This is a genomic window from Nocardia sp. NPDC049526 (genome assembly GCF_044465765.1).
In the GTDB taxonomy this organism is placed as follows: domain Bacteria; phylum Actinomycetota; class Actinomycetes; order Mycobacteriales; family Mycobacteriaceae; genus Nocardia.
On the sequence record NZ_JBITMA010000008.1, the window covers coordinates 393,476 to 407,911 of the forward strand.

General features: G+C 66.3%; 1 protein-coding gene (running past one end of the window). It reads left to right on the forward strand.

Annotated elements, in window-relative coordinates; genetic code table 11:
• Positions 1 to 14,436, forward strand: partial view of a non-ribosomal peptide synthase/polyketide synthase gene (locus tag ACIBW7_RS26455; protein ID WP_397050685.1) — the 5' portion only. Its footprint extends 3,198 nt past the window's final position; only the first 14,436 of its 17,634 coding nucleotides appear in the window; the start codon lies at positions 1 to 3; its stop codon lies off the right edge, out of view.

Genomic DNA, 14,436 nt, shown 5'->3' on the forward strand with positions numbered 1-14,436 from the left:
GTGCACGGTACGGAGTTGGGTGGGGCGCGACCGGACGGGGCCGCGCGCCTGGCGAGTGACTGCTTACCGGATGCTCCGGACAACGGGCCGTTTCCACTCGCACCGGCGCAGTTGGGGGTCTGGTACGCGCAGCTGCTCGATCCCGACGTGCCGATCAATGTGGCCCAATACGTCGACGTGCCCGGCGTGCTGGATCCCGCGATCCTGCAAGCGGTTTCGGTCATTGCGGCGCGGGAATACGAATCGGTGCTGGTGCGCCTCGGCGAATCCGGCGGTGTGCCGAATCAGTGCGTAGATCCGGCGAATTCCGTCGATATCCAGGCAATCGACCTGCGCGAATATGCCGATCCGGTGGCCGCGGCGCACGAATGGATGCGGGCGGATGCGGGCGCGCCGGTCGACATGCTGACCGATCGGCTGTTCGCCGGCGCCGTGCTGCGCGTCGCGGACCAGCGGTGCTTCTGGTACATGCGGGCCCATCACATCGTGCTCGACGGGTTCGCCGCGCTGACCAACACGCAGCGGGTGGCGCAGTTGTATACCGCCAGGGTGCTCGGCACCGAGCCGCAGGCGGTCCAGCCGGGTGCGCTGACCGAATTGGTCGACGGTGAGCTCGCCTACCGGGACAGTCCGCGTTTCGAGACCGACCGGACGCACTGGGCCGAGCGAATTGCGGGGCTCGACGGCGCGACCAGTCTGGACGGGCGCACCGCACCGCGCTCGGCGACCAATCTGGTGGTGCGGCGGGTATTGCCGGATGCGCTCGTCGATCGGATGAATACGCTTGCGGCGAACCAGGATTCGACACTCGCGGTGGTACTGCTCGCGGCCTTCGCCGGATATCTCGGGCGGCTCACCGATCGGGACGAGGCGGTGCTGAGTCTGCCGGTGACGGCACGCACCACCGCGCTGACACGGCGCTCGGCCGGAATGCTGTCGAATATCGTCCCGTTGCGGCTCGCGGTCGACGGCACCTGGGGGGACCTGCTGCGGGCGGCGCGCGTCGAGGTGGCGGGTGCGCTGCGGCACCAGCGGTATCGGCACGAGGACATCCGCCGCGATGCCGAGCACGACGGGCGACCCGCACGCCGCGCGCTGTTCGGACCGCTGGCCAACATCATGCTGTTCGGCAGCGAGCTGACGCTGGGCGCTGCGGTCGGCCGGTACCACGTGTTGTCCACCGGGCCGGTGGAGGATCTGAGCCTCAATGTCTACTACGGCGAGCGCGACAGCGTGCACGTCGATTTCGAGGCGAATCCGAATCTCTATGCCGCCGACGACATTGCGCGCCATCAGACGCGATTCGTGCGGTATCTGGAGCGGTTGGTGGCCACCGAGGTCGATACGCCGATGGCAGCGGTGGCGGTAGCGACCGAACTGGAACTCGAGGTCAGTACCCGGATCTGGAATGCGACCGGATTCGATGTGCCCGCGGCGGTCGCCGGTGCGCCGACGCTGGTTTCGCTGTTCGAGGCTCAGGTCGCCCGGACGCCGGATGCGGTCGCGGTGCTGTTCGCGGGTATGCCGGACCTGACCTATCGGGAGCTCGCGGCGCGCAGCAATCGGCTGGCGCGGCATTTGATCGGACTCGGCGTCGGGCCGGAGACGCTGATCGCGCTGAACATCCGTCGGTCGCCAGAGCTCGTTGTCGCGATGTATGCCGTGCTGGCCGCCGGAGCGGCCTATGTGCCGCTGGATCCGGATCATCCGGCCGAGCGCACGGCGCATATTCTGGCGACCGCGCGACCGGCATGCGTGCTGACGACTGAAGCCACCGAGCTCGCGGGAGTACCGGTCATCCGTCTGGATGGGCTGGATCTCGCGGATTACGCGGATGGTCCGGTCTGGGATCGGGAACGCACCGCCACGCTGCGGCCGGGGCAGCCCGCGTACGTGATCTTCACTTCGGGGTCGACCGGACTCCCGAAGGGGGTGGCCGTCCCCCACGAGGCGATCGTGAATCGGCTGGTGTGGATGCAGCACCAGTATCGGCTGTCGGCAGCCGATGTCGTGTTGCAGAAGACGCCCGCCACCTTCGACGTGTCGGTGTGGGAGTTCTTCTGGCCGTTGCAGATCGGCGCGCGGCTGGTGCTCGCCGAGCCCGACGGTCATCGTGATCCGGCCTACCTCCGGGCAGTGATCGACGAATATGGCGTGACCGCAGCTCATTTCGTGCCATCGATGCTGGAAGTCTTTCTGGCACAGTCAGATTTCACCGGTCGCACTCCGCTGCGTATGGTCTTCGCGTCCGGCGAGGCGCTGCCCGCGGCGCTGGCCCAGCGGCTGCGGGTGCTGACCGGTGTGCGGCTGCACAACCTGTACGGTCCCACGGAGGCGGCGGTGGACGTCACCTTCCATGAAGTGACCGATACCGATACCCTCTCGGTGCCGATCGGCGCGCCGGTCTTCAACACCCGGCTCTACGTGCTCGATTCGCGGCTGCGGCCGGTACCGGTCGGGGCTGCGGGCGAGCTGTATCTGTCGGGGGTACAGCTCGCCCGTGGTTATATCGGCCGCCGTGGGCTTACCGCCGATCGGTTCGTCGCGGATCCGTTCGGGTCGGCCGGCCGGATGTATCGCACCGGCGACCTGGTGCGCTGGACCACCCGCGGTGAGCTGGAGTACCTGGGCCGCACCGATTTTCAGGTGAAGTTGCGCGGGTTGCGGATCGAGCTCGGTGAGATCGAAGCCGTGCTAGGGGCCGTCGATTCGGTGGTGCGCGCGGTGGTCGTGGTGCGCGATGCCGGAGTGGGCGAGCAGTTGGTCGCCTATGCGGTCGAAGCCGAGCCCGGCGCGGTGTCTCCCGCCGAACTGCGCAGCGCTGCCCTGCGCGCGCTGCCCGCGTATATGGTGCCCGCCGCGTTCGTGGTGATGGATGCGCTGCCGGTCAATGCCTCCGGCAAATTGGATCGTGCCGCACTGCCCGTGCCCGAGCGGATCTCGACCGACTACGCCGAGGTCGCGACGCCGGTGGAGGCCACGGTCGCGCGGGTGTTCGGTGCGGTGCTCGGACACGATCGGGTCGGGCGCGACGACGATTTCTTCGCGCTCGGCGGCAATAGTTTGGTGGCCACCCAGGTCGCGGCGCGGTTGGGCGCCGAACTGGGCTGTCGGCTCGGGGTTCGCGAATTGTTCACCGCTACCACGGTGTCCGCACTCGCCGAACTCATCGAGCGGGCGGGTGGATCCAGTGGCGTGCCGGTGCTCGCGCAGCTGCGGGCGCGACACCGGCCGCCGCTGGTTCCGCTATCTCCGGCGCAGCAGCGGATCTGGTTCCTCAACCGGTTCGAGACTTCCAGCGCCGGGTACAACATGCCGTTCGTGGTGCGATTGCGCGGTGCGGTCGATATTTCCGCGCTGCGGCTGGCCTTGGCCGATCTGGTCGATCGGCATGAGGTGCTGCGCACGATCTTTCCCGCGGTATCGGACGGGGCGGCGGCCCAGCAGGTCGTGTTGTCCGCGGACGAGGTTGTCGTCGTGGGCGAGCCGGAGTCGATCGGTGCGGATGAACTGGACGACGCGTTGGCTCGGTTCGCGGCGCTCGGATTCGACCTGACGCGTGAAATACCCGTTCGGGCGCGGATTTTCCTGGTCGATGACGAGAGCTGCGCGCTGGCGCTGGTGCTGCACCACATCGCGGCGGATGGCGTGTCGCTGCGGGTGATGGCACGAGATGTGATGTCCGCGTATGGATCTCGGCATGCGGGCGATGTGCCGGAATGGCTGCCGCTTTCGGTGCAGTACGCGGATTACACCCTTTGGCAGCATGAATTGCTCGGCTCAGCCGAGGAACCCGATGCCGCGTCGGCCCGGCAGCTGGAGTTCTGGACGGCCGCGCTTGCCGGTGCACCCGATCTGATCGAGTTGCCCGCCGATCGGACCCGGCCCGCGGTCGCATCCGGTCGTGGTGCGGTGTTCGGTTTCGAAATTCCGGGCGAAGTGCACGCCGAGATCGTGAAACTTGCCCGTGCCCAGGGTGTTTCGAACTTCATGGTGCTGCATGCCGCACTCGCCGCGCTGCTGTCGCGGCTGTCCGGAAGCGACGATATCGTGATCGGCACGCCGGTGGCCGGCCGTGGTGAACGGGCGCTGGACGATCTCGTCGGCATGTTCGTCAACACCCTGGTGCTGCGGACCGTGGTCGATGCCGCCGCACCCTTCTCGTCGCTGCTGGCACGGGTGCGTGAGACCGATCTCGCCGCCTTCGGCCATGCCGAATTGCCATTCGAGCAGCTGGTCGATGCCATCAACCCGCCGCGCTCGCAGGCACGGCATCCGCTGTTCCAGGTGCTGCTCGCTTTCGACAATGCTGCCGACATCGCATTCGAACTCCCCGATTTGTCGGTCTGCACCAGTACCCTGGACACCGGAGTGACCAAATTCGATCTCCAGCTCACGGTCACCGAAGGCTTCGCCGGTGCCGGACTCGGGGAAGGTCCGGCACCGGCGGGGGTCCGGGCGGAATTCACCTACGCCACAGATCTATTCGACGAAGCCACCATCGCGGACTATGCGCAGTGGTTGGTTCGGTTGCTGCGGGCGATCGTGGTCGACGCCGAGCTGGCAGTGGGGGATCTGCCGCTGCTGGATGTGGCGGGTCGGCAGCGTGCGATCGAGCGCGGAATCGCGGAGTCGTCGAGCCGTTTCGCGACACTGCCGGCCGCGTTCGAGACGCAGGTGCGGCGGACGCCCGATGCTGTCGCACTGGTCGATGGGAATTGTGCGCTGACGTATGCGGAGTTCTCGGGGCGGGTCAATCGGCTTGCTCGTCGGCTGATCGCTGCTGGGGTCGGGCCCGAGACGCTGGTTGTACTGGGTATGCGGCGGTCGGTGGAGTTCGTTGTCGCGGCCTATGCCGTGTTGACCGCTGGTGGCGGGTATGTGCCGGTGGACCCCGATCAACCGGCCGCGCGGCGTGCGCAGGTCGTTGCCTCGGCTCGGCCGGTGTGTGTGCTGACTCGGGCGGGTGACGGGTGGTCGGCAGGCCCCTCGGTCCTGGTGGTCGATGCACTGGACTTCTCCGGCTATTCGGATGCACCGGTGCGGGATTCGGATCGGCCGCATCCGTTGCGGGCGACCGATACGGCGTATGTCATCTTCACCTCCGGCTCTACGGGTTTACCGAAAGGTGTTGCGGTACAGCATGCCTCGATGGTGAATCAGATCGACTGGATTGCCGACGAATACGGCATCGAAGCCGACGATGTGGTGCTGTTCAAGACTCCGGCGACCTTCGATGTGTCGGTGTGGGAGCTGTTCGCGCCATTGACGCGCGGTGCGCGCATGGTGGTCGCCGAGCATGACGGGCATCGGGACAGTGCTTATCTGGCCGCGACCATTGCGGCGCACCGGGTGACGATGACCTCGTTCGTGCCGTCGATGCTGACGGTGTTCGCCGATGCCACGGGTATTGCCGAGATCGCCTCGTTGCGTACGGTTTTCGTGGCGGGTGAGGCGATGACCGGTGAAGCCGCGGCCCGCTTCGCTGCCGTGTGCCGAGCCGAGCTGCACAATCTATACGGCCCAACGGAATTCACGGTGCACGCCACCTTTGCGCCGGTCGATGCGGCGGCGCCGGGGTCGGCGCCGATCGGCCGGCCGGTGCGTTCGAGTCAGGTGCTGGTGCTCGACGCGCGGTTGCGGCCGGTGCCGGACCTGGTTGTCGGCGAGCTGTACCTATCCGGTGTTCAGGTGGCGCGCGGCTACCACGGGCGCGCGGAATTGACCGCCGAGCGGTTCGTGGCCAATCCGTACGGACCGGCCGGAGCCCGGATGTATCGGACCGGTGATCTGGTGCGGCGCAATCGGGCCGGTGATCTGGAGTACGTGGGGCGCAGTGATTTTCAGGTAAAGCTGCGCGGCCAGCGGATCGAGCTCGGTGAGATCGAGGCGGCGCTCATCGCTGCCGACGATGTGCGTGCCGCCGCTGTTCGGGTGTTCGCGCATGCCGCGGGTGAGCTGCTGGTCGCCTATGTGGTCGCCGACCTGCCGGAGGCGGAACTGGCCGAGGTGCTGGGGCAGCGGCTGCGCGCCGTACTGCCTTCGTACATGGTGCCGACGGCCTATGCCGGATTGGCGGAAATGCCGCTGACCAGCTCGGGCAAGTTGGATCGCAAGGCATTGCCCGATCCGGTGCTGACCCCCGAGGCGTTTCGTGCACCTGTCACCTCTGCCGAGCATGCGGTTGCCGAGGTGTTCGCGGCGGTGCTCGGTCTCGATCGAGTCGGGCTGGACGACGACTTCTTCGCACTCGGCGGAAACTCCCTGGTGGCCACGCAGATTACTGCGCGAATCGGCGCGGTCGTTGATGCCGATATTCCGGTGCGGCTGTTGTTCGAGCATTCGACGGTGACCGCGTTGGCCGCGCATCTGCCCGGTTCGGGGACTGCGCGCCGGGCGTTGGTCGCGCAAGCTCGACCCGATGTGGTGCCGCTTTCCTATGCGCAGCAGCGGATGTGGTTCCTCAATCAGTTCGATGCCGCCTCCGTCGCGAATAACCTGACGGCCGCGGTGCGACTGGTCGGCGCGCTCGATCTCGGCGCGCTGACGGATGCGGTCGCCGATGTCATCGCCAGGCATGAGGCACTGCGCACCAGATATCCAGCGGTCGACGGTGTACCGCAGCAGGAAGTATTGCCGGTGGATGCGGTGTTGCTGGTGCCGGAGCCGGTCGATGCTTCGGAGTTGGCCGGTCGGGTTCGAGCGCTGGCGGCAATGCCTTTCGCGGTGGACCGGGAGGCACCGGTTCGACTCACACTGCTGTGCACGGGGATCGAGCATGTGCTTGTTGTTTCCATCCATCACATCAGTGCGGACGGTTGGTCCATCGCGCCGCTGACCCGCGATCTGATGACCGCCTACGCCGCACGTTGCGTGGGCTCGGAGCCGAACTGGGCGCCGCTGCCGGTGCAATACGCCGACTACACGCTGTGGCAGCGGGAAACACTCGGTGCGGAGGACGATCCAGAATCGCTGATTGCCCGGCAAATTCGGTATTGGTCGACCGAATTGGCCGATCTGCCGGATGTGCTGGCGCTGCCGGGGGATCGGCCGCGTCCGGCGGTCGCGTCGGGTCGTGGTGCGCGCTATGCCTTCACCATCGATGCCGCTACCCACCGTCGGCTGTGTGATGTGGCGGAAGGCGCGAACGCGTCCCCGTTCATGGTGCTGCACGCGGCATTCGCCACGCTGCTGGCGAAACTTGCTGGGCAGCACGATATTGCGATCGGGACCCCTGTCGCCGGTCGCGGTGCCGCCGAGCTGGACGGGCTCGTCGGAATGTTCGTCAATACCCTGGTGCTGCGGACCGATGTGCGGCCCGAACTGACTTTTGCCGAATTGATCGCGGCGGCCCGCGACGGTGATCTGCGTGCTCTTGCACATGCCGATGTGCCGTTCGAGCGGCTGGTCGAGGTATTGGATCCGGAGCGTTCCGCGGCCCGGCATCCGCTGTTCCAGGTCATGCTCGACTTCCAGAACACCGCGCAGACCAGCCTGGAGTTGGCCGGGCTCGAGGCCTCGATGCTCGATATCGACACTCGGACGGCGAAATTCGATCTGCAATTGACGCTGACCGAGTCTGTCGGGGCAGCCGGGATGGCAGCGACCTTCGAGTACGCCACCGACCTGTTCGACGCGCGGACGGTCGCTTCGTTCGCGACTCGGCTGCAGCGCGTGCTCGATGCGGTCGCGGATCCGCACGTGCGAATCGGCGATATCGATCTGCTCGCCGACGACGAGCGGGAGCTGATCCTCGACAGCTGGAATGCGACAGCGCATCCGGTGGATGCCGACGCGACGCTGGTATCGCTGTTCGAGGCGCAGCTCGCGTGGACTCCGGATGCCATTGCGGTCACCTGCGAGGGCGAGTCCCTAACATATGCGGAATTCGCGGGTCGGGTGAACAGGCTCGCGCGGCTGCTGGTGTCGATCGGGGTTCGTCCGGATACCACGGTCGCCATCGGCATGCGGCGATCGGTGGATCTGGTCGTGGCCATCTACGCCGTGCTCACGGCGGGCGGTGCGTACGTTCCCGTGGATCCGGAGCATCCGGTCGAGCGGATCACCCACGCGCTGCGGCCGGCGCGCCCGGTGTGCGTGCTGACCCGCTCGGAGGATGGGCTGGATCTCGACACCGAGGAGCGCTCGTGCGCGTGGGCGGTGCTCGATGTGGACCTGTTCGACACCTCCGACTATTCGGACGCTCCGGTCACCGATGACGATCGGCTCGGCTCCTTGGTGCCGGGCAATGCCGCGTACGTGATCTTTACCTCCGGCTCGACAGGGCGGCCGAAGGGTGTCGCGGTTTCGCATGCGGCGATCGTCAATCGTCTGGTGTGGATGCACGACACTTACGCGCTGACCAGCGATGATGTGGTGTTGCAGAAGACGCCCGCCACCTTCGATGTGTCGGTGTGGGAGTTCTTCTGGCCGTTGCAGGTCGGGGCGCGTTTGGTGGTGGCGCGGCCGGATGGGCATCGTGATCCGGCGTATTTGGCGCGGGTTATCCGCCGCGAACGAGTCAGTGTCGCGCATTTCGTGCCGTCGATGTTGGTGGTGTTCGTCGCGGAACCGGCAGCGGCCGACTGTAATTCGCTGCGGATGGTATTCGCGTCGGGGGAGGCATTGGCGCCCAAGCCTGCTCATCGGCTGCGTGAGCTGACCGGCGCGGCAGTGCACAATCTGTACGGACCGACCGAGGCGGCGGTGGATGTCACCAGCCACGAGGTCACCGATGCCGATGTGGAAACCGCGCCGATCGGTGGGCCGGTATTCAACACCCAGGTCTATGTGCTCGATGCGCGGTTGCGACCGGTGCCGGTAGGGGTTGCGGGCGAGTTGTATTTGGCCGGTGCGCAATTGGCGCGCGGGTATATCGGGCGGCCGGATCTGACGAGTGATCGGTTTGTCGCGAATCCGTTCGGCGATGGTGCGCGGATGTATCGCACCGGGGATCTCGTGACCTGGCGTGCGGATGGGGCGCTCGAGTATTCGGGGCGCACCGACTTCCAGGTCAAGCTGCGTGGTCTGCGGATCGAGCTCGGTGATATCGAAACCGCGATCACCGGCGTGGATTCGATTGCGCAGGCGGTGGTTGTGCTGCTGGACGGGCAGCAACTGGTCGCTTATGTCATCGCGGAGACCGGGATCGATACCGATGCCCTGAAATCCGCCCTGAGCAGGCAACTGCCCGCGTATATGGTGCCGTCCGCGTTCGTCGTGCTCGATGAATTTCCGCTCAATGCTTCCGGCAAGCTGGATCGGAAAGCTCTGCCGGCGCCCGTATTCGAGGCTGCTGTTTTCCGGGCCCCCGTCACGGCGACCCAGGAAATCGTTGCGCGGACCTTTGCCGAGGTGCTGAATGTCGAGCTGGTCGGTCTCGACGATGACTTCTTCGCTCTCGGCGGCAATTCACTGAACGCCACCCAGGTCGTGGCTCGGTTGGGTGCGGCACTGGATATGCGGTTACCGGTGCGGATGCTGTTCGAGGCTGCCACGGTCGGGAAGTTGGCGGCCGCGGCGGAGGCACATCAGTGGCCCGGGTATGTCGGGTTGAGCGCGCGCCCGCGTCCGGCGCGGATTCCGCTCTCACCGGCTCAGCAGCGCATGTGGTTCCTCAACCGGTTCCTTGCCGACGATTCCGCCGGTCCGGGCGATGCCGTGGACAACATTCCGGTGGCGCTGCGGCTCACCGGCGATCTGGATGTGGCGGCATTGACCGCCGCGCTGGCGGATGTGGTCGCTCGGCACGAGACGCTGCGGACGATCTATCCCGACGGGCCTGATGGCGCGGAGCAGGTGATCATTGCTGCGGCTGTTCCGTCATTGGAAGCGGAGCTGATCGCCGAAGCCGAACTCGGGACGCACCTTTCCGCATTCGCGGCGACCACCTTCGATCTGACCACCGAGGTGCCGCTGCGGGCCCGACTACTCACCGATGGCCACGAATACGTGCTAGCACTTGTGCTGCACCATATTTCGGCCGACGGCTTCTCACTCGGACCGCTCGCGCGCGATCTCATGACCGCCTATACCGCTCGTCGAGGCGGCATCGCGCCCGCATGGGCGGCATTGCCCGTGCAATACGCCGACTACACGCTCTGGCAGGCCGAAACACTGGGTGACGATGCGGATCCGGAGTCGCAGGCGCACCGGCAGCTCGCCTTCTGGCGGCGCACGCTGGCGGGTCTGCCCGAACAATTGGAGCTCCCCACCGACCGGCCGCGACCGGCCGTCTCGTCGTATCGCGGTGACACCCACCGGCTCCGCATCGACTCCGATCTGCACAGTGAACTGCGCGAACTGGCCCGCAAGCGGGAAACAACGCTGTTCAGCACGATGCATGCGGCGCTGGCCGTCTTGTTGTCCCGCTTGTCGGTGAGTGCGGACATCGCGATCGGCACGCCGGTCGCCGGTCGCGGTGATGCCGCGCTGGATGGGCTGGTCGGGATGTTCGTCAACACCCTGGTACTGCGCACCCGTATCGACACCAGGGCGCGGTTCGAGACCGTACTGGATACCGTGCGCGCACAGGATATCGAGGCGTTGTCGCATGCGGATGTGCCCTTCGAGCGGCTCGTCGAGGTCATCGCACCGACGCGGGCACAGAATCGGAACCCGCTGTTCCAGGTGGCGTTGGCTTTTCAGAACTTCGCGTTGCCGACGCTCGAACTCACCGATCTCGTGGTGTGTCCGGTCGAATTCAACGCGGCGGCAGCCAAATTCGACTTGCAGTTCACGGTGGTCGAATCCGATGACCCCGATGGCCGTGCGGATGGCATGGAAATCGAGATCACCTATGCGACAGATCTTTTCGATGCGGGCACCATCGCGGTTCTGGGTCGTCGGTTCGCTCAGGTGCTGGCTGCCATCGCCGCCGATGCCACGATCGTGGTCGGCGATATTCAATTGCTCAGTGCCGAGGAACAGCATCGCGCACTGTACGAATGGTCGACTCCGACAAGGACTTATGTCACCGAAACGGTCACGCTGGCCGACCGGTTCACGCTGGCCGCCGCGATCGATCCGACAGCCGTCGCCGTGCGCGCGGGGACGCGATCGCTGACCTATGCCGAACTCGACGCCTGGTCGAACCGGCTGGCCCGGCGGCTGATCGCCGCCGGGGTCGGACCGGAAGCGCTGGTGGCGGTGGCGCTGCCGCGGTCGGTGGAACTGGTCGTCGCATTGGTCGCGGTGATCAAGGCGGGCGGTGGCTATCTGCCGATCGATCCGAATTATCCGGCGGATCGGATCGAATACGTACTCGATGACGCTCGTCCGATCTGCGCGATAACCAGCGCCGCATCCGAATTGGCGCCCGGCTGGTTCGGCGGGCCGGTGATCGATATTACGGCCGCGAATCAGTGTTCGACCGCCATCACCCAGGCGGAGCGACGCAGGCCGCTGAATCCGGCCCATACGGCCTACGTCATCTACACCTCCGGATCCACCGGGAACCCGAAGGGCGTGGTCATCCCGCACCGCAATGTGTTGCGTCTGCTCGATAACACCCAGTGCCACTTCGAGTTCGGGCCCTCCGATGTCTGGACCCTGTTCCACTCCTACGCCTTCGACTTCTCGGTCTGGGAGCTCTGGGGTGCGCTGCTGCACGGCGGCACGCTTGTGGTGGTCGACTACTACACCTCGCGATCACCAGAGCAGTTCTTGGAATTGCTGGCCGCGGAACAGGTGACGGTGCTGAACCAGACGCCGTCGGCCTTCTATCAACTGATCGCCGCGGAGCCTGCCGAACTCGCCCTGCGCTATGTGATTTTCGGCGGCGAGGCATTGGAACCGCAGCGGCTGGTCGGCTGGTTCGCCCGGCATCCGCGGTCGCCTCGACTGGTGAATATGTACGGCATCACCGAGACCACCGTGCATGTGTCCTACCGGCCGATCCAGGCGGGTACCGGCTCGGCGAGTGTGATCGGCGCGGCCATACCCGGATTGGTCGTGCGGGTGCTCGATGCGCGGCTGCGGCCGGTGCCGGTCGGGGTACCCGGCGAGATCTACGTCTGCGGTGGTCAGTTGGCGCGTGGCTATCTCGGACGGCCCGCGCTCACCGCGAGCCGGTTCGTGGCCGATCCGTACGCGGGGGACGGTGCGCCGGCCTATCGGTCCGGTGACCTCGCACGGTGGACGGCCGACGGCGAGTTGGAGTATCTGCGCCGGGCCGACCAGCAGGTGAACCTGCGTGGGTTCCGCATCGAGTTGGGGGAGATCGAGGCGGCGCTACTGGATGCGAGCGCAGCGGTGCGCGAGGTGGCGGTTGTCGTGCGCAGCGATCTGGTGGATGAGCCGCGGATTGTCGCGTATGTGGTCGGCCTGGATGCGGTCGATACGCCGCAGCTGCGACAACAGCTCGCGCGCCGGTTGCCCGAGCACATGGTGCCCGCCGCGATCGTGGTGGTGGATCGAATTCCATTGACCGTCAACGGGAAGCTGGATCGGGCGGCGTTGCCCGCGCCGCAGTTCGAGGCGACGACCTATCGCAAGCCTGGGACCCTCGTCGAGGGCATCGTCGCCGGGGTCTTCGCGGATGTGCTCGGAAGGGACGGTCTGGTCGGCGCGGATGACGACTTCTTCGCCCTCGGCGGTTCCTCCCTGCTGGCCGCGAAAGCCGCGGCTCGCATCGGGGCCGCGCTCGGGCGCACCGTCGGAGTCCGCGCAGTGTTCGAATCGCCGCGGGTCGCCGATCTCGCCGCAGCGGTCAGCGCGCGTGATACGGCTGCGACCAGGCCCGCGCTGGTGGCCGGCGCCCGTCCGGACCGGATTCCGCTCTCCCCGGCACAGCAGCGGATGTGGTTGCTCAACCGGTTCGACCAGCACTCCGTTGCGTACAACATTCCGGTGGCGCTGCGTCTCACCGGCGCATTGGATATCGCGGCGCTACAAGCCGCGGTCGCGGATCTGATCGGCAGACATGAGTCGCTGCGGACGCGATATCCGGAAGTGGACGGTGCGGCGACCCAGCTGATCGTGCCGGTCGTGCAGGCGATCCCGTCGCTGTATCCGGTCGATATTTCCGAAGCCGAACTGCCGGAGCGGATTCGGGAGCTGGCCGCCACCACCTTCGACGTGACCGTCGATATCCCGGTGCGGATGCGGCTGTTCCGGATAGCGGGGCGCGCGGAGTTCGTATTGGCGGCGGTGCTGCACCACATCGCGGCGGACGGATCCTCGCTCGCGCCATTCGTCCGTGATCTGATGCTTGCTTACAGCGCACGCCTGGACGACAGCGCGCCCGGATGGACGCCGCCCGCCATGCAGTACGCGGATTACGCACTGTGGCAGCGGAAACTGCTCGGCAGCGAGGACGAGCCCGAATCGCTTTCGGCACAACAGATCGCGTACTGGACCCGGACGCTGGACGGACTGCCGGATCAGCTGGCGCTGCCGACCGACCACCCGCGGCCCGCGCGGCAGAGTTTGCGCGGTGCGAAGGTGGAGTTCGCGATCGACGCGCGGTTGCACAGCGCGCTCGTCGTGCTCGGGCGACGCAGTGGCGCAACGCTGTTCATGGTTGTACACGCGGCCTTCTCCGCACTGCTGGCTCGGCTGTCGGGCAGTTCGGATATCGCGGTCGGTACGCCGATCGCGGGCCGGGGCGATGCGGAACTCGACGATGTCATCGGCATGTTCGTGAACACGCTGGTGCTGCGTACTCGGGTCGATGGGGGTGAAAGCTTCGCTGCGCTGCTCGAGCGGGCCAGAGCAGCCGATATCGCCGCCTTCTCGCATGCGGATGTGCCGTTCGAGCGCTTGGTGGAGGTGTTGAATCCGCAACGATCGACGGCTCGGCATCCACTGTTCCAGGTCGGGATTTCGTTCCAGAATCACGAGCGCGGTGAACTACGGCTGCCTGCGCTCGAAGTGAGAGAGCTCGAATTCGACAGTGGGGTCGCACAATTCGATCTGCACCTGTTCGCTGTCGATCACTATGGTGCGAACGGCACGCCCGCGGGCATCGATCTTGCGCTCGGGTTCGCGACGGACTTGTTCGAGCCCGCTAGTGCGCAGCGGTTCAGTGAGCAGCTGCTGCGAGTGTTCGAATCGGTTGTTGTCCACTCGGATACGGCTGTCGGTGAGTTGGATCTGCTCGGTACGGCAGAGCGTGCGCGGTTGCTGGAGGAGTGGAACAGAACCGCGCATCCGGTGGCATCGGCGACGTTGGCCGATCTCATCCATGCTCAGGTGGCGCTGACGCCCGAGAGTGTTGCGTTGATCGATGCGAGCTCCGAATCAGCGCTCACCTATGCCGAATTCGACGCTGCGGTCAACCGGTTGGCGCGCAGATTGATTGCCGATGGAGTCGGACCGGAGGCGACCGTGGTGCTCGCCATGCGGCGCTCGGTCGAGTTGGTTGTCGCCATGTACGCGGTGGTGCGAGCCGGTGGTGCGTATGTGCCCATCGATCCGGATCATCCGGCCGACCGT